At 45.5% G+C, this 25,896-nt stretch carries 21 protein-coding genes; 12 read left to right on the top strand and 9 right to left on the bottom strand.

Translation table 11 applies throughout. The features are described from left to right. Positions 1-33 precede the first annotated feature (33 nt). The 5 genes from EXG77_RS12355 to EXG77_RS12335 all read left to right on the top strand — a co-directional run bounded on the left by EXG77_RS12355 (position 34) and on the right by EXG77_RS12335 (position 5,421). Positions 34-414 carry a DUF1516 family protein gene (locus tag EXG77_RS12355; protein WP_023467392.1) on the top strand — a complete coding sequence of 127 codons (381 nt, stop codon included), beginning with the start codon at positions 34-36 and terminating at the stop codon, positions 412-414. Positions 415-602: 188 nt separating this feature from the next. Next, complete coding sequence (locus EXG77_RS12350) at positions 603-1,553, top strand: trans-aconitate 2-methyltransferase (protein ID WP_217448943.1); 951 nt, start codon at positions 603-605, stop codon at positions 1,551-1,553. A 106-nt stretch (positions 1,554-1,659) separates the two neighbouring features. Further along, a complete protein-coding gene (locus EXG77_RS12345) occupies positions 1,660-3,150 on the top strand; it encodes an NAD(P)/FAD-dependent oxidoreductase (protein WP_035398449.1) in 1,491 nt (496 codons plus the stop codon). Continuing rightward, positions 3,147-4,628, top strand: coding sequence for an NAD(P)/FAD-dependent oxidoreductase (locus tag EXG77_RS12340; RefSeq protein ID WP_023467395.1), 1,482 nt, complete (start codon positions 3,147-3,149; stop codon positions 4,626-4,628). Before EXG77_RS12345 ends, EXG77_RS12340 begins: the two co-directional genes overlap by 4 nt. Then, positions 4,588-5,421 (top strand): phytoene/squalene synthase family protein, encoded by an 834-nt coding sequence (locus tag EXG77_RS12335; RefSeq protein WP_023467396.1) that lies wholly within the window; start codon positions 4,588-4,590, stop codon positions 5,419-5,421. Before EXG77_RS12340 ends, EXG77_RS12335 begins: the two co-directional genes overlap by 41 nt. Positions 5,422-5,842: 421 nt before the next feature. On the opposite strand, the gene EXG77_RS12330 is transcribed toward EXG77_RS12335, so the two are convergent. The 7 genes from EXG77_RS12330 to EXG77_RS12300 all read right to left on the bottom strand — a co-directional run bounded on the left by EXG77_RS12330 (position 5,843) and on the right by EXG77_RS12300 (position 12,543). Then, positions 5,843-7,315, bottom strand: a complete 1,473-nt coding sequence (locus tag EXG77_RS12330; RefSeq protein WP_035398446.1) for an NAD(P)/FAD-dependent oxidoreductase — start codon at positions 7,313-7,315, stop codon at positions 5,843-5,845. Positions 7,316-7,330: 15 nt separating this feature from the next. Beyond that, positions 7,331-8,407 (bottom strand): glycosyltransferase family 2 protein, encoded by a 1,077-nt coding sequence (locus tag EXG77_RS12325; RefSeq protein ID WP_035398444.1) that lies wholly within the window; start codon positions 8,405-8,407, stop codon positions 7,331-7,333. Beyond that, positions 8,404-9,105 (bottom strand): lysophospholipid acyltransferase family protein, encoded by a 702-nt coding sequence (locus EXG77_RS12320; RefSeq protein WP_023467399.1) that lies wholly within the window; start codon positions 9,103-9,105, stop codon positions 8,404-8,406. Before EXG77_RS12320 ends, EXG77_RS12325 begins: the two co-directional genes overlap by 4 nt. Next, complete coding sequence (locus EXG77_RS12315; protein WP_023467400.1) at positions 9,074-9,829, bottom strand: carotenoid biosynthesis protein; 756 nt, start codon at positions 9,827-9,829, stop codon at positions 9,074-9,076. The genes EXG77_RS12320 and EXG77_RS12315 overlap by 32 nt, the downstream gene beginning before the upstream one ends. A gap of 136 nt (positions 9,830-9,965) precedes the next feature. Further along, positions 9,966-10,712 (bottom strand): CDP-diacylglycerol--serine O-phosphatidyltransferase, encoded by a 747-nt coding sequence (pssA, locus tag EXG77_RS12310; RefSeq protein WP_174316042.1) that lies wholly within the window; start codon positions 10,710-10,712, stop codon positions 9,966-9,968. A gap of 21 nt (positions 10,713-10,733) precedes the next feature. Beyond that, complete coding sequence (locus EXG77_RS12305) at positions 10,734-11,201, bottom strand: aminoacyl-tRNA deacylase (protein ID WP_035398441.1); 468 nt, start codon at positions 11,199-11,201, stop codon at positions 10,734-10,736. Then, positions 11,161-12,543: an MATE family efflux transporter gene (locus EXG77_RS12300; protein WP_035398439.1), complete on the bottom strand. Its 1,383-nt coding sequence runs from the start codon at positions 12,541-12,543 to the stop codon at positions 11,161-11,163. The genes EXG77_RS12305 and EXG77_RS12300 overlap by 41 nt, the downstream gene beginning before the upstream one ends. Before the next feature lie 193 nt (positions 12,544-12,736). On the opposite strand from EXG77_RS12300, the gene EXG77_RS12295 reads away from it, so the two are divergent. Then, positions 12,737-13,510 carry an enoyl-CoA hydratase/isomerase family protein gene (locus EXG77_RS12295; RefSeq protein ID WP_035398437.1) on the top strand — a complete coding sequence of 258 codons (774 nt, stop codon included), beginning with the start codon at positions 12,737-12,739 and terminating at the stop codon, positions 13,508-13,510. Between the two features lie 57 nt (positions 13,511-13,567). Here the strand turns inward: EXG77_RS12295 and EXG77_RS12290 are convergent, their stop codons facing one another. Continuing rightward, a complete protein-coding gene (locus tag EXG77_RS12290; protein WP_023467405.1) occupies positions 13,568-14,719 on the bottom strand; it encodes a cation:proton antiporter in 1,152 nt (383 codons plus the stop codon). A 141-nt stretch (positions 14,720-14,860) separates the two neighbouring features. Beyond that, the gene (locus EXG77_RS12285) at positions 14,861-16,648 is read right to left on the bottom strand and encodes a glycoside hydrolase family 13 protein (RefSeq protein ID WP_035398434.1); all 1,788 of its coding nucleotides are present in this window, start codon (positions 16,646-16,648) and stop codon (positions 14,861-14,863) included. Between the two features lie 455 nt (positions 16,649-17,103). Between EXG77_RS12285 and EXG77_RS12280 the strand changes: the two genes are divergently transcribed. The 6 genes from EXG77_RS12280 to EXG77_RS12255 all read left to right on the top strand — a co-directional run bounded on the left by EXG77_RS12280 (position 17,104) and on the right by EXG77_RS12255 (position 25,818). Beyond that, complete coding sequence (locus tag EXG77_RS12280) at positions 17,104-18,360, top strand: extracellular solute-binding protein (RefSeq protein ID WP_174316741.1); 1,257 nt, start codon at positions 17,104-17,106, stop codon at positions 18,358-18,360. Positions 18,361-18,486: 126 nt separating this feature from the next. Beyond that, complete coding sequence (locus tag EXG77_RS12275; protein ID WP_023467408.1) at positions 18,487-19,842, top strand: carbohydrate ABC transporter permease; 1,356 nt, start codon at positions 18,487-18,489, stop codon at positions 19,840-19,842. 1 nt (position 19,843) lies between these two features. Beyond that, complete coding sequence (locus EXG77_RS12270) at positions 19,844-20,677, top strand: sugar ABC transporter permease (RefSeq protein ID WP_023467409.1); 834 nt, start codon at positions 19,844-19,846, stop codon at positions 20,675-20,677. A gap of 22 nt (positions 20,678-20,699) precedes the next feature. Then, positions 20,700-22,223 carry an alpha-amylase family glycosyl hydrolase gene (locus tag EXG77_RS12265; RefSeq protein ID WP_035398431.1) on the top strand — a complete coding sequence of 508 codons (1,524 nt, stop codon included), beginning with the start codon at positions 20,700-20,702 and terminating at the stop codon, positions 22,221-22,223. A gap of 34 nt (positions 22,224-22,257) precedes the next feature. Next, the gene (locus EXG77_RS12260; RefSeq protein ID WP_035398727.1) at positions 22,258-23,289 is read left to right on the top strand and encodes a LacI family DNA-binding transcriptional regulator; all 1,032 of its coding nucleotides are present in this window, start codon (positions 22,258-22,260) and stop codon (positions 23,287-23,289) included. A 228-nt stretch (positions 23,290-23,517) separates the two neighbouring features. Continuing rightward, entirely contained in the window at positions 23,518-25,818 is a 2,301-nt protein-coding gene (locus EXG77_RS12255; RefSeq protein WP_035398428.1) for a glycoside hydrolase family 65 protein, read from the top strand. The last annotated feature ends 78 nt before the right edge of the window (positions 25,819-25,896 follow it).

The raw sequence follows: 25,896 nt of genomic DNA, 5'->3' as shown, positions 1-25,896 counted from the left end.
ACGATGAAATAGGAAAAGAAAGGAGGAAATGAAATGCCAATCACAGCATTCGTTCACACACACGTCTTACTTTGGGTACTTTTATTGGTTACGTTCTTCGTCGCTTTTTCGATGTACAAGAACAACAAAAAAGCTGCAAAAGGGATTCATATGGCGTTCCGTCTGTTGCTCTTATTGACGTTCGCGACAGGTCTTTATCTGTACATCAAAATTATGGGGATGTCTGAAAATCCAGACCCACTCTACCATGCGAAGATTACACTTGGCTTATTGTCGCTCATCTTCGGAGAGTTGACACTTGTTCGACTTAAAAAAGGAAAAGCTTATTCCGGTTTCGTCATCGGATTCATCGTGCTCGTCCTTGTGACAGTATTCCTAGGCTATTCACTCCCATACGGTATGAAATTCTTCTAAGTTCATGCGGGATCAAAGAGTCCTTTTCGACCTCATAGGTTGAAAAGGACTCTTTTTGTCATGTTCGTTAGTAATTTTTGTTTACAAGTGGTTGTTATTTGGGAAAAGGGATGTATTAAACAGTAGAGAGGGGAACGCTTGTGGCACAGTTGAAGGAATGGACGAAAGTTTTCCGAGCACGAAAATGGATGAAACGCGCAGAACCGGTGTTACCACTTTGGCATGGGTATATCGGTTATAAATATGGATTATTCGATGCTCTTCAAACAGGAGCAACACAAGCAGAGGCACAGCTACGGATGCAGCGTCCGCTGACACAGGAAGCGTTATCCCGCTGGTTCGAAGTCGGCGTTGCAGTCGGTCACTTGAAGAAAAAAGATTTACGCTATACAGCGACTCGCCATGTTCTTCCGGAACTCTCTCAATCAGACGATCGGAGTATCGGATTCATGTTATCGGAAATGATGGAGTTGCACTTGCCAGCACTATTCTCTTATCCTCAATTTTTAGAAGAGGGTCAACAAAAGACTTTTAATGGAGAGGAACATGGAGACATCGTAGCTGAAACTTCAGCTCTCGTTGAGACTGTTGCTTTCCCAGCAGTACGCCATATCATTCGGAGTCGTAATCTGACCTCACTACTTGATATTGGTTGTGCTTATGGTGGGTATCTCCGTAAAATCCATGAGGCATTGCCGGACTTACGACTTGCCGGAATCGATATTGAAGAATCCGTCATCGCAGAAGCAAAACGACGAGATACGAGCGGAGAGATTGATTTTGTCGTTGGAGACATTAAAACGTTTGATGTGAAAGAGACATATGACGGTGTCATGATGAATAATATTTTGTATTACTTCCCGCAACCGGAACGCCTTGCACTATTAAAAGGAGTTCGTCGTTTCGTTAAGGATGATGGAACAGTCATTCTCGTCACACCATTACGTGACAGTTCACATGGTGCACCTTTCTCAGCAGCATTCAATGCCTTCATGACGTTGCATGAGAATCTGTATCCATTACCAAGTAAGGAAGAATTGAAAGAAGATCTAACGAAAGCTGGGTTTGAAAACATTTCGATCACACCATTCTTAAAAGAAGGTGCCTGGTATATCGTCACTGCAAACGCCACTTCCTAAGCGAAGTCTGGCGTTTTTACAGTTGGAAGACAGTTTAAATTTGTTGCTTTTACTATGTGCTTAGTATAATAGTTGAAACGATGAGAGATAAAAAGGAGAGATTTGGGTGAAGCGACGCGTAGCAGTGATTGGAGCAGGACCTGGGGGACTTGCATGTGCCTTGTTATTAGCAGGAAAAGGAGTAGACGTCACCGTTTACGAAAAACAAACGCAAGTCGGTGGACGAACTTCTGCCGTCAAGCTAGGTGACTATACGTTCGATCGAGGACCAACATTCCTTAATATGCCGCATATTTTAGAAAACGTTTTTCACGAAGCCGGTCTTCGGTTAGAAGATTATTTAGATTTAAAGGCACTTGATCCGATGTATACACTCTATTTCAAAGGAGGAACAGAGGAGTTTACGATGACGACGGATCGGGACCGGATGAAAGAGGCAATCGAACGGCAATTTCCTGGAAACGGGGAAGGGTACGATCGATTCATGGCAGAGCAAGCACTTAAGCTTGGAAAACTCATGCCAATCTTACAGACACGTCACGATCGGCTGACGGATTACTTATCACCGCGTGTCTTAACGGCACTTCCGCGCCTATCGCTCGGACGATCGCTTTATGATGTTTTATCCGACTACTTCACGAGCGAAGAATTGAAGTATTCTTTTACATTCCAAGCGAAATACTTAGGCATGTCAGCTTGGGAATGTCCGGGTGGTTTTTCGATCTTGTCTTACATGGAACATGCTTACGGTGTCCACCATCCGATTGGTGGGATGCATCAAGTACCGCTTGCAATGCAACGTGCGATTGAGGAGCTAGGCGGAACCGTACAGTTGGGTGCGGGCGTCGAACAATTGATTTTAAACGGAAAAGCTGTCGAAGGAGTCATCCTCGAGTCAGGTCAACATGAGTTATTCGATGAAGTCATCATCGGCGCCGATTTCGCACATGCGATGAATCATCTGGTGCCGGAAGGGGTTTTGAAAAAATGGTCCCGACCAAAAATTGACCGCAAAAAATTCTCGTGTTCGACGTTCATGTTATACCTTGGTGTCAACCGGACGTTCGATGCACCACACCATACGATTTACTTTGCAGAGGATTATGAGAAAAACGTTCGCGAGATGACGCAGACTTTAGAATTGTCGGATGACTTTTCATTCTATGTCCAAAATCCATCCGTGATTGATTCAACGCTAGCACCTGAAGGCAAGTCTGCTATGTATGTCCTAGTGCCGGTACCGAACAATTACTCGGAACTTGATTGGTCGATCGAAGGACCGAAGCTACGTCGCCGTGTTCTGGACGCTCTTGAAACGCGTTCACCATATCAAGGGATTGAAGCGGCAATCGAAGTCGAAGAGATGTTCACGCCAGACGACTGGGAAGCGATGGGGATTCATCAAGGCGCGACATTCAATCTCGGTCATCAGTTGACACAGATGATGTATTTCCGACCGCATAATCAATTTGAAGAGCTCGATCATCTGTATCTCGTCGGAGGTGGCACACATCCGGGTAGCGGATTACCGACGATTTTCGAATCCGCGCGTATTACGGCAGAACTCGTGCTCAAAAAAGAAGGGGTGCGGACATGAAGATAGGATTCGTAGGAGCCGGTGTCGGTACACTGCATGCAGCGCTTTTGCTGACAGCAAGACATCCTGGAGTCGAGATTACGATTTTTGAAAAAGAAGCGCATGTCGGTGGTCGATTACGATCCGTCGATTTTGAATCGGGTGGCCGCATCGATGAAGGTCCGACGATCGTTCTGATGCCAGGCAAGTTAAAAGAGCAGTTGGCAGAAGCCGGAGTTACGGGAGTAGAACTTGAACGGGTCGATCCATTGTATGACCTTCACTTCGACGATGGTACGGTCGTTACGAAAGTAGCCGATGTCGTGGATCAAGCGATCGCGATCGAACGTCAATTCGGTGAAGGTCGTGGATTTTATGAATTCATGCATCAAAAAGAAAAGGATTATGAGACGAGTGTATCGAAATTTTTAGAACGTGGTTATCGTCGGAAGACGGAGTTGTTGCACCCAGACATGATGCGTCCATTATTACAGATGCATGCTCTAGAGACTGCACATGACCATTTGAAGCGATACTTCAAGAGTAAATATTTGCGCATGGCATACAGTTTTCCGACATTTTATATCGGCGGAAACCCTTATACAACACCATCGATTTACGGTTTGATTCCGTACCGGGAACAAGCAGAAGGTGTCTGGTATGTAAAAGGTGGCTATTTCTCGCTTGCTGAACGCATGTACGACACATTAGTCGAACGTGGTGTCCGATTCGTCTTCGAAGCACCCGTTGAACGAATCGTCATCGACCAAGGACAGGCGAAGGAAATCGTCTTACAAGATGGCACACAGGAAGCATTCGATCAAATCGTATTAAACGGAGAGTTTCCATTGATGGAACGTCTTGTAGAAGGTAAACAACCTAAGACCTATACGCCTTCAGGCGGTACGCTACTGCTGTATTTCAAGATGAAAGGGAAAGTCGATTTACCGGTGCATCGCTTTTTGATGCCAAACGACTTGGAACCGCTCATGACGAATATCTTTAAAAAAGGACGATTACCAGAACATCCGGCAGTCTATCTGTTCCATCCGAGTCGGATTGACCGTAGCTTAACAGGAACAGACGATAGTGTCGTCTACTCATTAATTCCTTCTCCGCGAGGCTATGGTGTAGAAGATTATGAAGAAGTAGACTTCATTGAGACTGTACTTGAAAAAATCGAGCATCATCATCCGGGATTCCGGGAAAAGATACAAGAAATGAAGATTCGTACACCGAATGATGCACAGGCCTTTGGATTATATCAGGGAGGTAGTTTTGGGATTGCGCCGACGATTCGCCAATCGGCTGCCTTAAAGACACAGGCAAAACCGTATCCGGATATCGATCGATTATATGCCGTCGGTGCATCGGTGCATCCGTGTGGAGGAGTACCAGTCGTCATGATGGGCGCAACGATACTCGTAAACCGAATGGAACAAGAGATGGGGTGGAAACATGAATTCAGTGACGATCCAGAACGCGTATATCAAATGTGAGGAAGTCATTCAGTCCGGATCTAAGACGTTCTATAAAGCCTTTTCACTCTTACCAAAAGCAGATCGACAAGCTGTTTATGCCATCTATACATTTTGCCGGTTCCTCGATGATACCGTCGATGAGTCGGATACGCCGAAAGAGAGTTTACTAGCTTTCTTGAATGAATTCAAACGATTCCGTGATGGCGAAGTATTAGATAAACCGTTATGGATTGCGTTGGCAGACGTATTTGGACGTTATGAAATGGATGAGACACCATTCCTTGAGCTCGCGGAAGGGATGCGTTGGGATATCGAGAAAAATCGTTATCAGACGCTTGAAGAGACAGAGCAATACAGCTACTACGTAGCGAGTACGGTCGGTTTGATGCTGTTGCCCATCCTTGCACCGCAACAGCCTGATCTCCGTAAGTCTGCTATCGATCTTGGAATCGCGATGCAATTAACGAATATTTTACGAGATGTTGGTGAAGATGCAAAACGCGGCCGTATCTACTTGCCTCATTCATGGATGGAGACATACGGTGTCACAGCGGAGTCGTTACTCGCTGGTCGTCCTTCAGGAGACTTCATCGGTCTCTGGGAAGAGGTTGCACTTCGAGCAGAGCATCTGTATGACGCGGCGATTCCATCGTTTGAACGGTATCCACGAGAGAGTCGGCGTGCTCTTAAGGCTGCTGCCTTCCTGTACCGTGGTATACTCGATGCAGCGCGGGATAATCACTATGACGTCTTTACAAAACGGGCATACGTCAGCCGTTGGCAAAAAATGAAGTTACTTGCTACGATTTAATACATGACCATAGAAAAAAGACCTTGGCGGGGACCAAGGTCTTTTTTCTATGGTCTGAGACCGGGGAGTCTCAGATTACTTCTACACCAGAGCGAACATCTGGACTACGAGATAGGTCTGTTTCGACCACGGGGATGGTCTTTTCTTTATCGAGCTATCTGTGGACCAAACGGATGAGACGATCTAAGGGGGAACGTCGTAAGTCATGCGAATGGACACACGATGAGTCACGTGATGAAATGGGTGGGTCCCATTTGATTTCGCTGGTTAGAAAAAGTAAGTTCTTCAACGCTCTTGACTCGGGGAAGTCACCTTGCGCTTGATTGAGGATGTGGGGTCAATCACTACCTCTTGAACTCGAAGTAATCGTATCAAATCTTAGTTGTCCGTACAAGTGATTGATATGCAATTCACATAACGTTCACAGGGTAGCGGCGACAGCAGAGACGATTCGTTCACTTGCTAGTTTTCCTGAAAGCGTCACCATTGGACTACCACCACCAGGATGCGTTGATCCACCGGCAAAAAACAAATTGTGAACATTCTTTGAACGGTTGCTCGGACGGAGGAAAGACGACCGGATGCCATTGGATGACAAGCCATACAATGAGCCGTGATAGGCAAAGAAGGTTTGTTCGATATCCTGTGGCGTGACCCGTTGCTCGAAGACGACATCGGACGAAATATCAATCCCAAAGGACTGCAATCGTTGATTGATCAGTTGATCATACGTATCAAAATCAATCGCATGTCCAGTATCCGTTGCAGGTGCATTGACGAGCACGAATAAGTTATCACCCGCTTGTCCCATTTCTGGTGCTGTGACGGAAGAATTCGAGATATAGATCGTCGGCTCCTCAGCGTAACGTTTTTCATCAAAGAGTGCCTTGAACTCAGCTTCGTAATCCGAAGAGAAGAAGACGTTATGATGAGCCAGCCCTTCGATCCGACGTGAGAGACCGATACATCGAACATAGGCAGAAATCGACGGTTCGACTTGAGCAGGTGTCGGATTTTTAAAATCAGGTCGTGCCGTTTCTGAGATCAGACGTGGATATTGTGTCAACAAATCACCGTTCATGACGACGAAGTCAACCGGTAGATATTCCAAGTGATTCAATTCAATTTCCGTTGCTTGTCCATCGACGACTTCGATCTGTGTCACTTCATCGCCAAGACGGAAGACGACACCTAGTTCTTTTGCACGTCGGGCGAACCCTTCTGCGATTGCTGTATTACCGCCATTTGTGAAGTAGACACCGTCATTTAGTTCTAAATGAGCGATTAAACTGAAGGTAGCGGGTGTTTGATACGGACTACTCCCGATATACGTCGCATAACGATCGAGTGCCTGAATTAACCCTTTATCCTTAAAGTAGTGCTTATGCAACCCATGAAGGTTTTGAAAGGGATGCACTTTCAACATGTCTCGCCAGAGGGAGGGGCGGATATACGAATCAATATTCGTAAAGAATTGTTGTTTTGCGATCGTATGCAACTTCGCCACTTCTTCTTGGTAACCCGTAATATCGTTCTTCGCCAACTGACCGTTCGTGAAACGATCTACTTCTGTCCGCATCGCTTCGCGTCCAGACGAGAATGTTAATGTTCTTCCGTCGGAAAAGTGATTGACCGTATGACGCTCAAGTTTCGTGAATGTAAAGTACTCATCGGGATCCGCACCGGATTCAAGAATGACAGACTGAAAAACTTCCGGCATCGTGATCGTGTTCGGACCAAAATCGAAGCGATGTCCTTCTGTGACGATTGGCATCATTTTGCCACCGATATGTGTATTGCGCTCGATGACCGTGACGCGAAATCCTTTTGCTGCTAATGAGATAGCAGCGCTGAGTCCACCAAGACCGGCTCCGATGACAGCTATATGTTTCATGCTACTGATTCCTCCTTATGAATAGGTCCTACCCTTCCATGTGATTTCCCGTTTCCTAAAGCTTCGAATCATCGCACTTGCTAGCAAGATGACATAAAGGAATACCGCCAGTGGATGGAGCCACCAAACATGTCGGATTCGTGCCGCACGATCGATTTGAAATCGTGCTAAATAAAGAAGAATCAGTGCGAAACCCATCTGCCAGGATGGGTGGAGGATGAGATAAGGTAGGACACTTGCTTGAACCAAGTAAAAGAGTAGAAAGTATGATCCGACGATATAAGAATCGTTCATCCCACGAAAGACATTCTTTAGAAAACCTTGCCAGACTTCTTCGTTCGTGGCGTACATATCACAAGAGACTGCTGGGGCGACTTCGACGAGCGTCGTCGTGAACCCGTGTCGTTTAAACGTACGACAAAGTTCTAAATCGTCAACGAGAGCCGATTGGATGCTTTCATGTCCACCGACTTGGTCATACGCGTGTCGTTCGACGAGAACGACCATGCCGTTGGCTGCAGCAAACGCTGGATGCTTCACTTTGCGAAACGGAATCGGAAGATGTTGCGCGATAAGAACATGTTGCATTGGAATCAAACACTTTCCGAGAAACGTCGGTACAGGAAAGGACGGGAAACCGGAAAGGAAAACGGCTCGTTCTGTTCGTAACGTTCCGTATAAGCGACAAATCGCATCAGGTGTCAGTGTCACATCAGCATCGAGAAATAACAGATAGTCCTCTGTCGTTCGTTTCGCGAGTTGATGACATGCATGAACCTTTCCTGCCCAGCCTGCTGGTAAGGGAAGACCATCAATCACTGTAAAACGATCGTCTTGACCAATCCGATCGAGCAATAACTCACGCGTCCGATCGGTCGAGCGGTCTTCATATAAGTAAACGTGCATCCCTGGTGTCAGAGCAGGTTCTAATGCGTCTAATAATTTTCGTACATTACGCTCCTCATTCCGTAACGGGATACAGATTGCTAGACTATCTGGTTGAACGGGATCCGTTAATCGTGGTAGAAAAGCTAAATTGATCCATGTATAGAGACAGACAGCTAGAGCGAAGAAGAGAAAGAACCAACTCATGACCGAAGTGCCCGTAACCAGCGCTCCGTTCGTGCAGGAAGTGGTTCCCTTCGGGTAGAGATACAGCGATACAAATCAACACGTTCCGCAATTGCATCTGCTCGAATGTCGTCGTATAAATCAGTTAGTTCTGCTGTCAGTCGTTTTGCCTGAGCACTTGACCGTTCGTCAGGTAATGGATGAAAGCGACGCGTCCGGATATAGACGTCCGGTTGCTGTTCATGACCATATGAATAATAAAAGGCGACGAGAGACACGTGATCCGTATGACGCGTCAAATGTGTGGCACCACTTGCTAAGCGAAGCGGACGGTCCTCTTGATGACGTTCTTCGCCTTGAGGAAACATCCAGACGCTGCTGCCATTTTGAAGTCGTTCTTTTGCATAATGAAGGCTTGTCTTGATATCAGCGAATGATGTCCGGTCAACAGAGAAAGCTCCGAGACGGGAGAAAAACGGGAAACGAGCAAGCCCTGCTTGATCAATCATGACATAGGGGTCGTGATGGAAACAGGTCTGATCCAAATGAAAAAGAATCATACCGTCCCACCAAGAACTGTGTGTAGCAAGCATGAGACCCGGGACAGGTAAATCGTCTGCTCGATATAAGACACGGTGGAAATGACGTCGGATCAAAGCATGATCGACATACGTATGAAATACGGATTCAGCTAATTTGCTTTTGTTTGCTTCTTTCAACGATAACCCCTCGTTTCACAATGAAATAGACGATGAATGCACTTAAACTGACCAAAGTGACGCCATAGAGACCAGCAACTCCTGCTGTTACACCGAATAAAGTGTGCAACATCAAAAAGAGATACTGATTGTTTTGTTCGAGTGCGGCATCCGTCGCCTTGACTTGATATCGATTGATGAAAAAGGAAAAGACGAGCGCCGTTCCATACCACCCGAAGAAATTCTGTGTCGGAATATCGTAATACCAGCCACCGTCTTGCCAAAGCCAATACGATTTCACGTTAGCAGCAACAGGATCGATCGCTAAATCGAGCCAGACGGCAAACAATGGAACGAGAATCAATGTACTATAGCGAAACGAGAACAAACGGGAGAAAGCGAGACTCGCCCCCATGACCGATAGCCATGCAGCCCCGATCGTAATCGGTACACCTAATAATTGGACACCGAAATCCGACTCGTAACGATATGTTCCGAACGGCCAACCGGTATGGACCCCAATCGACTCAATGATGATCGAACCAAAGAAGATAAAGGGGATGACAAGACGCCCCTTCGGTAAGACATGCCAAAAATAGAGAGCTGCGTATAAGCCGGAAGCGAATAAAAAGACGGCATTGGCCCACTCGAGCCAAGGGGGAAGTAACGAAAAACCGACTAAGATCAAGCCGATGGTGAACCAAATCGAAAAGAAAATCCAAAGACGTTTATGAAACTGCTCCATGCGTGACATTCCTCCATTTCCAAAATAGCTTCTGTCATAAGTATACCCATATATCTTGAAAACGAGCGAGGGAGAAGCGGTCTTATAAAAAAAGTGGTCCGGCTTCTCGCAAGAGAAACCGAACCACTTCCTATCATCATCCGTTTGAATGTTGTTTTTGCTTCTTCTTTTTGATGAACGAGAAAAGGAGAAACGCGATATACAACGGAACAGCAACGAACCAAAACGTCGACCACTCATTGCTACGCGCAATCATGACATACGTCACGTACAGCAACGTAAAGGTGATGACGAACGTATGGCGCGGAACGGGAATGTCTTTAAAACTTGGAATCTTGACACGACTGACCATCAAGAAGGCAAGACCTGTAAAGACGAGTGGGACCATCAAGTCGTTCATTCGTCCGCTAAACAACGTGACGACGGCCAAAATACCACCTGCCGCTGTAATCGGTACACCTGAAAAATAAGCAGATGCCACATTCGTTGCCGATAAATTAAAACGAGCAAGACGAAATGCGCCAAACAACGGGAACAGAGCAGAGATTAGTAAACCAACTTCTCCGAATTCATAGAAATACGTATAGTAGGCCATCATTGCAGGTGCGACACCGAATGTCACGATATCTGCTAATGAGTCCAGTTCTTTTCCGAAGTCGCCTGCTACACCAAGCATCCGAGCAAGACGTCCATCCAGACTATCAAGCATCATCGCGATGACGATTAGTAAGGTGGCATTTTGAAAATCACCTTTTGCTGCCATGACGATGGCTAAAAAACCACAATACAGATTTCCGAACGTAAATAGGTTGGGTATTGAATTACGAACACGATCTTTCCACAAAATGATTCCTCCTGCCACTTCATCGATACTACTCATCATACCATAATTAGGAGATGGAATTCAGCCGTTCGTAAAGAGAATCCCCTGAGTGAAAGATAAAAAATCATGAGGATTCAACCGAACTTGATGTCCACGTTTTCCAGCGGATATGATGATGAATGGTTCATGGATAGCACGATCCGATAAGAGAACCTGAAAATTCTTCTTAGCACCGATTGCAGAGACACCGCCTCGAATATAGCCAGTCAGGCCTTCTAACTCCTTCATCGGAACAAGCGCGACTTTTTTCGAATGCAATGCTTTAGCCGCTGCCTTTAGAGAGAGTTCTTCTTCCCCCGAAATGACGACGAAGACATATTTATTTTCGACCATTTTCAAAACAAGGGTTTTAAAAATGGTCGAAAGGGGGTAATTAATCTTTCTAGCGACGGCTTCAGCAGATAAATCATCAAGATCAACAGGATAAGTGAGGGATTCAAAGTCAATCTTAGACTGCTTCAGAAGCCTCTCGACGTTCGTTTTGCTCATGTGTTTCTCCTTTGACGAGTGAGTATTGGACCCATTTCCGTCCGTGCCAACGTTTCATGGCGAAAATGCCACGGAACCATTCGTCAGCAGAGAAGGCAATCCAGATTCCAAGTAAACCAAGACCGAAACCAAGACCAAGTGTATAACTGAGGACGACCGCGATTCCCCACATCGATAGAATACCGATGGCGACAGGGAAACGAACATCTCCTGCCGATTTAAGAGTTCCCATCAGTACGATGTTCATTGCGCGACCTGGTTCAAGAATGACACTTGCCCAAAGTAGTGGGATACCGATTGCAATGATTTCAGGACTCGATGTGAATGCTGATAGAATCGATGAACCGAATGAAGCAAGTGCAACAGCTGAGATGAAGCTTGCGAAAACGGCAATCTTCAATGTTTTCACAGCCCGTCCATATGCTTGTTCAAATTGTTGCGCACCAACTTGGCGTGCGACGAGTAATTGCGTTCCTTGCGCGATCGCAAGTGTGAATAAGAAACAAAGCATTGTGATATTCGATACATAGACGCGAGCAGACAACGCTGCTTCACCAATTGTTGCGATGAATCCTGTGATGATGAGTTGTGAGAATTGATACGAGATCCCTTCACCAGCAGATGGGATTCCGATGTTCATGATTCGTTTCACATCCTCACGATTGAAATGAATCAAGTCTTTTACTGTAAAACGTAAAGAAAGTTTGCGGTAAACGACAAAGAACAAGACCAGGACAGCGATTGTCCGGGCGATGACGATCGACCAAGCGACACCAGCAACACCGAGAACGGGAATGCCGAAGAGTCCAAGAACAGCGATGACGTTACCAAAAGCACTAACGAAATTCATCAGTAGCGTGACGTACATAGCATTTTTAGTGAATCCATGACTCCGGAGAATCGCACCCAGTGTCAATGAGATGGCTTCTAAGAAAAGGAATAGACCAACGATCTTAATGAACGTTTCGCCATAGACGAGCGTCTCTCCTTCTAACGAGAAAAATCCAAGGAGTTGTCTTCCGAACAACACGACGGTCAGAGAAACGATTAGACCGGTATACAAGTTAATCGCAAAAGCAGAACGAGCCGTTTGACGAGCGTTTTGCGTCTTTCTTGCACCTAGGTACTGACCAATGATGATCGTTGCACCGACCGAGGTGATGTTAAAGAGAATAATGAAGATATTCAAAATTTGATTGGATACACCGACTGCCGCAGCAGCGCTATCTGAGTAATAACTTAAAATCAACGTTGCAATGATCCCGAGGCTCATATGCAATGCAATCTCAATGAATAATGGCCACGTAATGTGGAATAAGCTTGGTTGCTTGACTGTTTTCATAAATAAATCCCCTTTGTTTCATAAAACGAATAGTGTTTCTTTATCTTTTTGAAACTATACGCCTTCGATTTTCATAATGAAAGAGGGTTTTTTGTCTTTCATCGAAAAAAAAGAGATTTAAAAGGATTTTCATAAAATATCACGAATACATCATAATGAACAATCATTCATTTTTTAAAGGTAGGGGAATCCGATGAAACGAGAAATGCATTATGTCGTCAAGGATCAAATCGCAACGCTAACGCTAGCTCGACCCAAACAACTGAATGCATTAACGTCGAATTTACTAGAAGAGTTGGCAGACGCTCTAGAAGAAGCGAATCAGGATGAGGAAGTACGTGTCATCGTCTTGACTGGTGAAGGACGTGGTTTTTGTGCAGGACAAGATTTGAAAACCGTCTCGCCTGAGCTCGATCACGGTGAATATCTACAACAGTATTATCATCCTGTCGTTCGGGCACTCGCTAAATCGAAAAAACCGACGATCGCTGCCATCAATGGTGTAGCGGCAGGTGCCGGTTTGTCATTGACGCTTGCCTGCGATTTCCGGCTCGTCCACGCTGAAGCGAAATTGTCGCTCGGATTCATCAATATCGGTCTTGTCCCGGATGCAGGAGCGCCGTATTTCTTACCCCGGCTAATCGGTGCGGCAAAAGCAACGGAGCTTGCGTTACTCGGTGACACGATTTCAGCAGAAGAAGCCGTTTCGCTCAACCTAGCAACACGAAGTATCGAATCAGAGAAATTTGTAGAAGAGGTCACAGCGTTTGCTCGTCAGCTGGCAGATCGTCCGACAAAAGTGATCGGGTACATCAAGCAGCTGCAAGCAGCGAGTTATGAAAATAACCTGGAGGAAATGCTTGCTCAAGAAATCATCTATCAGTCACGTGCTGGAAAAACGGAAGACCATCGCCATGCTGTTGAATCCTTCATCGAAAAAAAACGTCCTGTTTTTGTCGGACGATGAATCAAGCATACTTTATAGAAGAAAGACGTCGGAAACGCACGATGCGCCGACGTCTTTTTAATTCAATTTCTTTTTGATTTTTCGTGCGGTCGCATGTGTACGGTTCGTCAATCCTGTAGAGATACGGAATAGTAGAATTCCAAGAAAAGCAGAAACAAAAATGTATATCCCGGTCAACGTCACGAATGCACCACTAGCGAGCGTGATGAAAAGTATCGAAAATTCACCACGTGGACCCAGACAAAAGCCAGATTCGATCGCATGATAATTCGATAAACCAAAGGACCTTCCGCCGAGGTAACCGACTAAGAATTTAGAGACGACTCCCCAAATGACAAGAGCGAAGAAAAATAGATCAATCGGTAATCCGTCAGTCAACTCGAATGACATTCCGAACATGATAAAGAACAATGGTAATAATAAGTCTTGGAACGGAGTGACTAGTCGTCTAAGATAACGCGTCTCATCCAGTTCGGTTAACAGAATACCGATGATGAAGGCGCCAAGTACTTCTGACAATCCGAATAAGATACCGATACCGGAAAATAACAAGATTAACCCGATGATTCCGATGCCGGCATCAGGATGACGGTAGAGTGAATCGACGAGACGTTTCCGTCTTCGGATGAATAACGTCATGATGATTAAAGCAATGAAGAAGAAGCCAAATCCGAGAAAGATGATACTAATTTTTGCTACCGAGAACGTCTCAGTCCCTAAAACGAACGGGGCCGTCGTCAGTAGGATTGGTGCCATCAAATCTTCGAAGACGAGTAAGGACAGCACGAAGCGATTCACATCCTGATGTTTATCCGGTTCCCGATCGAGCAGCCGAGCAGAAATCGAAGAACTCGTCGCATATAAGACACAGCCAATCAAAAACGATTCGGCGACTGAAAAGCCAAACGATAGGGTCAACAGGATAGTCCCACCAAACGAAAGTAGAATATCGATGACTCCTGCTTTCCAAATGGAACGGAGCTGAATCAGCAAGTCCGCCACTGAAAATTTTAGACCGAGTAAAAAGAACAGGACGATGATGCCCGCTTCTCCTCCGAGTTTCAGCTCTTCGGGAGGGTCATAATAAAATCCAAGGACGATTCCTATCAAGATGAAGGCCAGAATACTCGGAACATGGAATCGTTCACTCAAATAACTGATCGTAAATAAGCCGATGAGGATGAGACCGGCGTAAAAGAAAATTTCCATGGAGGATGTCCTCCTTTCTGTACCCTATACCCTAATTCGATAGCATTCATTAACTCGTTTCTCTCCTGGAGAACGGATACAGAAAAAAGCCTGTACACAAAACTTCTTTTTTAGAAGGTGAGTGTACAGGCTTTTAGATGGTTATAAGACTTGAACGATCGTTCCAGAATACGCAGGGAGAGAAACATCAAGTGTCTGTTGGTGCGTGTTCGTTAATAAATCAAGCCCTCGACCAGCTTGTGGAGCGGTCAATGAAACAGGAACATCTGAATTGTTGAAGTAGATATAATACAATCCTTCCGGGCTCATGCGACGCATGATGATTGTATTCGTCTCATCATTCGCATGAACGAAAGAGATATGTCCTTTGTTCGCAAGTGTCTTATGTTGCTTTCGAAGCTGTAACAAGTGTCGCGTATAGGCGAATAACTCCCGATCCTGCTCCTCTGGATCCCATGGCATACATTTTCGGCAGCCTGGATCTTGATCGCCATCGAGACCGATTTCATCACCATAATAGATGACGGGACTACCCGAGAACGTCAACATTGATAACAAGAGAAGACGAAGCTTCTGTTTGTTATTGCCAGCACGCGTTAACGCACGCGGTGTATCGTGTGATCCGATTAGATTGAAGGTCACTTCATTGACATTCATCGTGTTTGAGAACAACACATGCGACATATCGTTCGCATACGAGCTTGCTTTAGTCTTATCTAAGGCAAAGAAGTTCAAAGCGGCATTCGTAAATGGATAGTTCATGACGGCGTCAAACTGGTCACCGAGCAACCATTCCTGTGAGTCATGCCAAATTTCACCAAGGATATACGTGTCAGGGTTGACTTCCTTGACGACTTGACGGAAATCACGCCAAAATGCGTGATCGACCTCGTTGGCGACGTCGAGTCGCCAGCCATCGATTCCGAATTCTTCGACCCAGTAGCGGGCGACATGGAGCAAGTAAGACTTTACTTCATCATTCTCGGTGTTGAATTTCGGCATTTCAGGTACAAAAGCAAACGTATCGTAGTTCGGTAGCGGCTCGGTCACGAGTGGGAAATCGCGCAGATGGAACCATTCTTTATAGGTGGAACGACTACCATGTTCACGAATATCAGCGAATGCTTTGTGGTGGAAGCCGGCATGATTGAAAACGGCATCTAGCATGATACGAATGTCATGTGCGTGTAACAAATCGACCATTTCCTTGAATTTCTCTTTCGTACCGAACTGTGGATCAATTTCTAAGTAATCGATTGTGTCATATTTATGATTCGATTTCGCCAAGAAGATAGGGCAGAAGTAAATACCAGTGATACCAAGTTCAACGAGATAATCGATGTGATCGATGACCCCTTGGAAATCTCCACCGAAAAGATTCGTCGTCGTCGGTGCTGTACTATTCCATGGGAGTGTACCAGCTGGATCATTCGTCGTATCGCCATTTGCGAAGCGATCTGGGAAGATTTGATACCAAACCGTATCCTGGACCCAATCTGGTGCAGTGAATACGTCGACTGCATTAAGAAAAGGAACGCAGAAATAGTAGCCAGTATCATCGAGCGGTTTTTCGTCGAACCATCCACGTTCCGTGAATACATGACTCGTTGAACCGTCATGGAGACGGAAACCATATCGTAGACGACGGAAGGGAGGTACGACATCGATGAACCAATAATCGTATAACTCATCTGATCCACTTCGCTTCATCGGTGTTTCAAATGTATTCCAGTAGTTTGATTTTGAGGGATCGAAGTTCCAATCGGCAGCATCCGGATTTTCAGTATGCCAATCGTATGGATCGCCCCATATCAAATCGACGCGATCAACGTCATTTTTTTTCGTTTGTAAACGGATGTGGATTGTTCGCTCATCATATTTATAGACGAACGGAGACATCGCACGGTGAAACACAGCTTCTTTGAACATGGCAGTCACTCCTTAACGCAATCGCTTGCATCATATTGATTATGTCTTCGACCTAAGAATAGTAAAGCGCTTTCTTAAAGTCAATTCCAATCCCGTGAAATCAAGGATTCCTGATAAAAGTCGAGAGTATGATGCAATCGTTTGCATCATGTTGTGCAAACAATAAAAATGAAAACGTTTTCTTTTTATGCACTTATTCTATCTAGCATTTGATTCAAATAATGAAATCAAAAATAAAAAGTTTTTGAAATGTAAGAAAATAATTGAATAAAAGGACTTGTCAAAAGGATTTTAGATTGTATAATAAAAATGTAAAGGTGATGCAAACGTTTTCATAAAACGCTTACAACCACTCGGTTGTTATCATGAGAAAATGGTTGTGCCTTTATGCAAACGTTGTGCATTAAAACTTATCATTCATAAGTTAACTTGGGGAGGAAATTTCAATCATGGAAATGAAAAAATTCGTAGCAGGTCTCTCTGTATCTGTCATGGCAATCGGTGCACTTGCAGCATGTGGCGGTGGATCAGACTCTGAATCATCATCTTCAGATTCAGGTAGTAAAAAACCAAGCAAGATCGTCATCTGGGAAGACACTGAAAAAGCTGAAACGACTAAAGCAGCAGCTAAAGCGTTCGAAGAAAAAGAAGGCGTCAAAGTCGAAGTCAAAGAAGTTAAGATGACAGATCAGCAGAAGAAAGTAGCACTTGACGGACCAGCAGGTAAAGGACCGGATATCATGCTTCTTCCACACGACCAAATCGGTACAGTCGTTGACCAAGGCTTGATCGCAGAGCTCAAGGATGGCGAAAAAGCACTTGAGCCATTCATCGATACAGCGAAATCAGCAGTAACGTTTGACGGTAAAGTCTACGGATATCCGAAAGCAGTTGAAACACCAATCCTCCTTTTCAATAAAGATGAATTAAAAGAAGCACCAGCTTCAATGGACGATCTGTACAAGATCTCAACAGAGCAAAAGAAAGACGGCAAATACGGATTCCTCGCGCTTTGGGATAACTTCTACTTCGCACACGGTCCAATTGGTGGCTACGGCGGATATGTCTTCAAAGACAACGGTGGCAAATTGGATCCAGCAGATATCGGCTTGAACAACAAAGGTGCTGTCGAAGGTATGGATTACATCGGCAAGTGGTACAAAGAAGGTCTCTTCCCGAAAGGTCTTATCGGTGGTGGCGGTGGTCAAGCACTTGACCAACTCTTCGGCGATAAAAAAGCTGTTGCTGTCATGAACGGTCCATGGGCAGTTGCGAGCTATAAAGAAAAAGGCATCAACCTCGGAGCTTCAGCTCTTCCGAAACTTCCAAACGGTGAGCCGATTAAAACATTCGTTGGTGTAAAAACATACGCGATTTCAGCATACTCGGAAAATGCAGAGTGGGCTGAGAAGTTCTTGGCATCACTCACTGGTGAAGAGAACGCGAAAGCAATGTTCGAAAAATACAATGAGATCCCACCAGTCACTGCGCTTCAAGAAGATGCAGCAATCAAGGATAACGAAGTCGCAGCAGCAGTCTTTGCACAATCACAAAACGGTGTGCCAATGCCGAACATCGCTGAGATGGGTCAAGTTTGGGAACCAATGGCAGCAGCACTCCAGCTTGTTGCAACAAACAAACAAGACGCACAAAAATCAGCTGATGATGCTGTCAAACAAATCAAGCAACAAATCGAAGCAAACAATCAATAAGCGTAAGTGGAACGCGTGAATCCATGACAAAGAGATAAAGAGAGGGGGATCTTGGATTCCCCCTCATCTTTATGGTTGGAAGAGAAGCCTGAGGTCAGACATGACCTTTGGAAAGGAGAACGGACGATGGCTGCGATTGCAACACCACACCCGACGAATCCAACGCCTGAAAAAAAGACGAACCACCGCACGATTGCGGCGCTGATGTCGATCATTCCAGGAGTAGGACAACTATACAATAAACAATTCCTTAAAGGCGCGACATTTTTTGTCGTCGTACTATCATATTTTCTCGTCAACTTTGAACTGTTCTTCAAAGGAGCCGGAAATGGTCCTGGCGATCGCGGAGCGATCTGGGGCTTGATTACACTCGGTGAGGTACCAGGCGTAAGGGGGGATCACTCGATCTTTCTAATGGTCGAGGGCATCATTGCCTTGATTTTACTTGTCTTTGGTATCGCCATTTACGTCTGGAACTTTATCGATGCGTATCGAATCGGTAAGTTGCGCGACATGAACCTCGAAGTACCTTCCTTGAAGATGCAACTACGGAACTTCCGCGATAATGGATTCCCGTATGCGATGTTGATTCCTTCGTTAGTACTTTTAGTGTTCACAGTCGTCTTACCGTTGATCTTTACTTTCTTAATTGCTTTTACGAACTATAAGTTCAACAACTCGCCTCCAGCAAAGCTGGTCGACTGGATCGGGATTCAAAACTTCTTGAATATCTTTACGGTTGATATTTTCCGCGATACATTCGTCAGCGTTCTTGGTTGGACGCTTGTCTGGACCGTCGCTTCGACGACAGGTGTCATCGCAATCGGTATCGGACTTGCAGTCTTGCTGAACCAAAAAGGACTCAAAGGAAAACGGTTCTTCCGTTCCATCTTGATCCTGTCATGGGCAGTACCAGCCTTCATCACGATTTTGATCTTCCGCTCGATGTTCAATGAGACATTCGGTGTCTTCAATACGACATTGTTACCAGCGATCGGTCTTACTGACGGTGTCGACTGGATGACAGATCCGACGTATACGAAGCTTGCTTTGATCGGGATTCAGTGGTGGTTAGGTTTCCCATACATCATGACACTGACGACGGGAATCTTGCAGTCTATACCAGAAGATCTTTATGAGGCAGCAACAATCGACGGAGCGACAGCAGGAGAGAAGTTCCGCTTGATCACATTGCCGATGATTCTTTTCGCAACAGCACCGATCTTGATCACGCAGTATACGTTCAACTTCAATAACTTCAATATCATCTATCTCTTCAACAACGGTGGACCGGCAGTGCCGGGTCAATCGGCCGGTGGAACGGATATCTTGATTTCGTGGATTTACAAATTGTCGCTTGGCGCGAACCCGCAGTATGGATTCGCAGCAGCGATCACGCTTGTGTTGTCGTTCTTCATCATGACGATTGCCGTCATTCAGTTCAAGCGTTCAAAATCATTCAAAGATGAGGATATGATCTAATATGAGAAAACAAAACCGAATCAACATGGCGTTGTCATATCTCATTTTGACGGTCGCCTCCATCATTATCGTCTATCCACTCCTTTGGGTTGTTGGTACTTCACTCAACCCAGGGAAAAGTATTACATCGGATATCTTCCCAAGTAATCCGACTTTGATTCACTACTTCGATTTGTTCGATCCATCAAAAACGGATTATGGCATGTGGTATTTAAACACAATCAAGATTGCCGTCATCACGATGGTCGTCTCCGTCGCTCTAATCACGTTAACAGGATACATTTTTTCACGCTATCGCTTCGTCGGTCGGAAAAATTCACTGATCTTGTTCCTCGTGTTGCAGATGGTACCGCAATTCGTTGCCATTATTGCGATTTATGTCTTGCTTAATATGTTAGAATTGTTTGATACGCATCTGGCGCTTATCCTACTCTACTCGGGTGGAGCGATTCCAATGAATACGTATCTTGCAAAAGGATATTTCGATACTATTCCAAAAGAACTCGATGAGGCGGCGCGGATGGATGGTGCCGGTCACTTACGAATCTTCTGGCAAATCATCTTACCGCTCGCAAAACCGATGGTCGCCGTCATCGCGTTGTTCAACTTCATGGCACCATTCAACGACTTCATTTTAGCATCGCTCGTCCTGCGTTCTCCTGAGAAACAGACACTTGCGGTCGGGTTGTACAACATGGTGTCGGAGCAGTTCGACAATAACTTCACGTTATTTGCGGCAGGTGCCGTATTATCAGCAGTTCCAATCGTTCTTCTCTTCTTCGCATTCCAGCGCTTCTTCGTGTCTGGATTGACAGCAGGTGGAACAAAAGGATAATCATAAGGGGGAAATCAGCGGCATGAGACGAGGCATAATGCTTCTCCTCTTGCCGCTTCTCTTGTCTATCGGGCTTCAACCGATGACGGGTGAAGCAGCAGGTTGGGAAAAAGAACGAATGTATTTCATCATGGTCGACCGGTTCGAGAATGGCGATCCGAGTAATGATAAAGAGGCGGATCCTGAAAATCCAAAAGCGTTCCAAGGTGGCGATTTAGCAGGCGTGACGAAACGTCTCGATTACATCAAGGAAAAGGGATTCACTTCGATTTGGTTAACGCCGATCTTTAAGAACCGTCCGAACGGTTATCATGGATACTGGACGGATGATTATTACGAGATTGATCCGCACTTCGGAACAAAGGAAGAGTTTAAACGTCTCGTCAAAGAAGCGCATAAACGGGATATCAAGGTCGTCCTTGATCTTGTCGTCAATCATTTAGGACCAAATCATCCGATGGTGAAAGAAAAACCGGAGTGGTTCCATAAAAATCAACCGATCATGAACTGGAATAACCCGTCGGAAGTCGAGAATAACTGGCTGTTCGATTTACCGGACTTCAATACGGAAAATCCAGAAGTCGTCGATTATTTAGTTGATGTCGCGAACTACTGGGTCGATGAAACGGGTATAGACGGATACCGGCTCGATACAGTTCGCCATGTGCCAGCCTCATTTTGGGAAACGTTTATCCCAGCAGTCAAAGAAAAGCATCCAGACTTATTCTTGTTGGCTGAAGTATTCGATGGAGATCCGCGAAAAATCGCGTCCTATTCAAAATTAGGTTTTGATTCCGTGACGAACTTCCCGTTTTATTATGGAGTCAAGGATCAGTTTGCCCGCAAAAATGGTTCAGCGGAAGAGCTCGATTCAGTTTATAATCGAGATACTACGTTTAATCCGAATGCCAAGGGACTTGCAACCTTCATTGATAATCATGATGTCAAGCGCTTCATCACGGAAGCAAAGATTGGTGGAGCAGACGAAGAGGAACGGCAGCTTCGGTTGGCGCTGTTCGCACTCTATGCTGCCCCGGGGATGCCGATCGTCTACCAAGGAACAGAGGTGGCGATGCCAGGTGGCGAGGATCCTGGAAACCGGATGATGATGACATTTGATCAAAACAAGAAGATGCAACAGTACGTAAAAACGTTGAACGAGATGCGTCAGGACTACCCAGCGTTTGCAACAGGGAAGCAACGCTTGATCGCAAAAACCGATCATATGGCAGTCTACTCACGGGAGACGAAACAACAACAAGTCGTTTACGCGATCAATCTTGGAGAAAAAAAGACGAGCTTACGCGTGTCTGCGAAAGAAATCGGTGATGACCAGCGTTTAAGAGGACTTTTATTCTCAGACTTGGTGCGTCAAGATGGTGACGCCTATGAGATCACGCTTGATGCAAATAGTGCGAACAGCTATGTCATCGAAAAGTCACAAGTCAACTGGTGGTCGATCATCGCAATTGGTGCGATCGCTCCGATTTTAGCGCTCATACTTCTTCTCGTTCACCGTAAACGCATGCAACGTCAAACAAAATAAAATACTTAACTAGGGGAAATGTGAGGTGAAGGGGATGCAGGTAACAATCAAGGATGTAGCACGGGAAGCGAATGTCGCACCCTCGACGGTATCACGCGTCATTGCGAATAGTTCACGCATCAGTCAAAAGACGAAGGAACGGGTGCGGCAGGCGATGGATGAGCTCGGATATTATCCGAACGTTCATGCACGCAGTCTAGCGAATCGAACGACACAAGCGATTGGTCTCGTCATGCCAAGTGCTGCAACAAAAACGCTACAAAACCCGTTCTTTTCGGAGGTCATTCGAGGAATCAGTACAAAAGCGCATCAAAATGGATATTCGTTATATATGACGACAGGTGTCTCGGAAGAAGAAGTATATGAAGGTGTCGTCTCGATGGTTCAGGGCCGTCGTGTCGATGGTGTCGTCGTACTGTATTCCCGTACGGATGACAAAGTTGTTCAATTTCTGCAAGATTCGAAGTTTCCGTTCGTTGTCGTCGGAAAACCATTCAGTGATTCATCACATGTCACGTATGTCGATACGGATAATTATCTAGCCGGTCGCGAAGTGACGAAGTACTTGCATCAACTTGGGCATGAGTGTATCGCATTCGTCGGAGGCGCACAGGACCTAGCTGTGACGCAAGAACGTGTCGGGGGTTACAAGACGGCTCTCATGGAAGAGGGTATTCCGATTCAAGAATCCTACATCGTCAGTGCACCATTCATGACGACAGGAGGCGCTGAGGCAGTCAAACGACTGATGTCGCTTGAACATCCGCCGACGGCCGTCGTCGTCAGTGACGATATGATGGCACTTGGTGTCATGAGTACACTGAATGAGATGGGGATCGGTGTGCCGGATCAAATGGCCGTCGTCAGTTTCAATAACTTGTTCATCGCAGAATTCTCAAGCCCGCCGTTGACTTCTGTTGAAATCAATATCTTTGGACTTGGTTTTGAAGCGACGAATTGTTTGATTGAACAAATCAATGAAGATGCGACCCCTTATGGGAAGCGCGTCATCGTCCCGCATTATCTCGTCGTCCGTCAGTCTTGTGGCGGAAAATCTGAAGCATGAAACGACAGTCTATTTTTAAGCCGATTGGTTTAAAAATAGACTTTTTTTTGATTCAAATGGCTATCGATTTCTAGTAAAAGGAAGCGGTTGCAGAAAAAGAAATTTATTTTCGTGCAAACGATTGCATTGATGCTTTTTATGTGTACAATAAAGAATGTATAGTATAGATGAAACGCTTACATGATCAGGATAACCGACATGCGTAGCATAAAAAGGAGCGACTTGACGATGAAACGACTTTTTGAGGTCAATGAGTGGAAAATTACAGAGCTTGGTTTTCATCCAGAAGATAATCGATTGGCAGAATCGATGACATCGATCGGAAACGGTCATATGGGAATGCGCGGGACGTTTGAAGAAGAATACACAGGGGACACGCATCAAGGCATGTATGTCGCAGGTGTTTACTATCCGGATAAGACACGTGTCGGCTGGTGGAAAAACGGTTATCCGGAGTACTTCGCGAAAGTACTCAATGCTGTCAATATCATGGGATTGAAAGTATCCGTCAACGGAAAAGCTGTTGACTTGAACACGTGGGAAGTCATCGACTTCAAACGCGAACTTGATATGCAACACGGTGTGTTGACACGGACGATGCTATTGAAGAATGGGGTAGAGGAAACGAAAGTCGAATCCAAGCGTTTCTTCTCGATCGTCGATAAAGAAATCGCTGCTTTGCAATATACGGTGACGCCTGTCAATTTTGAAGCAGAAATCGTCATTGAATCGTATCTTGATGCGGATGTTGAAAATGAAGACTCGAACTATGACGAGAAGTTCTGGCTTCCTGTCGAACACGGAATTGAAGAACGGTTTGGTTATGTCACATCAAAAACGAAAAAGCTCGATTGGCATGTGACGGCAGCGATGATCACGGACGTCGAAGGCGCACGGTGTGAGGTCGTCGATGGCAATACGCAGTACGTCGCGAATCGTTTCACGAAACAAGCCACAGTAGGTGAGGGTGTCACAGTCGAAAAATTCGTCGCACTCGTAACGAATCGTGACCATGACATCGATGCGTTACTGGAGCAAGCAATGAAACGGGTTCACGTCGCATTCGAATCAGGCTTTGAACCATTGCTTGCGACACATGAAGCAGCTTGGTTGCACCACTGGGAAGAAGCGGACGTGAAAATTGAAGGAGATGTCGAGGCACAGCAAGGGATTCGTTTCAACATCTTCCATATGTTCCAGACCTACACAGGTGAAGATTCACGCCTCAACATCGGACCAAAAGGATTCACGGGCGAGAAGTATGGTGGTGCGACGTATTGGGATACAGAAGCGTACTGCTTGAACTTCTACCTTGCGACGTCGAAACCGGAAGTGGCTTGGAATTTACTCAAGTATCGCCACAATCAATTACCGCAAGCAAAAGAAAATGCGGATAAGAATGTCGGCATGAAGGGTGCACTTTATCCGATGGTAACGATGAACGGAGAAGAGTGTCACAACGAGTGGGAAATCACACATGAAGAAATTCACCGGAACGGTGCAATCGCGCATGCGATTTATAATTACACGAATTACACGGGAGACACATCGTACCTCGGACAATACGGATTTGAAGTATTAGTCGAGATTTCTCGCTACTGGGCAAGCCGTGTCAATTACGTCGCGCATAAGGACGTCTACATGATTCTTGGCGTGACGGGACCAAACGAATACGAGAACAACGTCAACAACAACTGGTATACGAACCTGATTGCGGCATGGTGTCTCGAATATACGCAGACCGTCCACCGTCATTTGGCACAAGAAGAGCCAGAACGTCTGCAAGAACTTATGCATCAATTAGCGTTGACGGATGAGGAGCTGGCGAAGTGGGCAGATATCGACGCGAAGATGTATTATCCAAAAGATGAGGCAGCCCCTGGAATCTTCATGCAACAGGATGGCTTCATGGATAAGGAACAAATCTTGGTCGCTGACCTCGATCCAAAACATCTTCCGCTAAACCAGAATTGGTCATGGGACCGGATCCTTCGCTCTGTCTTCATTAAACAAGCAGATGTCTTACAAGGTCTTTACTTCTTGACGGATCGATTCAGTGTAGAAGAGAAAAAAGCGAACTTCGATTTCTATGAACCACGCACGGTTCATGAATCGTCATTATCACCATGTATCTACTCAATCATTGCGGCGGAAGTCGGTTATGAGGAAAAAGCGGTCGAACTGTACCAACGCTCAGCACGACTTGACCTCGATAACTACAACAATGATACGGAAGACGGGTTACACATCACGTCGATGGTTGGATCATGGATGTCGATCGTCCACGGATTCGCTGGATTACGGGTGGCGAACGATACGTTATCCTTCAAGCCGATGTTGCCAAAAGGCTGGACGAGCTATACGTTCCGGATGCAATGGCGCGGTCATCATATCCATGTCCATGTACAGCCAAATGCCGTCGAAATCGCCCAAACAGAAGGCGAAGCATTCAGCTTAAACGTTCATGGAACAACTGTTGAAGTTCCGGCAGGAGGACAGATTACAGTTCCTGCTTCGATGACAGTATAAGAGAGAAAAAAGAACCGATTTTTGAGTCGGTTCTTTTTTTTGTGTAACAAGAAGCAGGACACCTTTGTCACAAATGAA

The organism is Exiguobacterium sp. OS-77, assembly GCF_000414195.2.
In the GTDB taxonomy this organism is placed as follows: Bacteria; Bacillota; Bacilli; order Exiguobacteriales; family Exiguobacteriaceae; genus Exiguobacterium_A; species Exiguobacterium_A indicum.
Note: the sequence above shows the minus strand (reverse complement) of the source record. Positions and strands in the feature narration are given on the sequence as shown.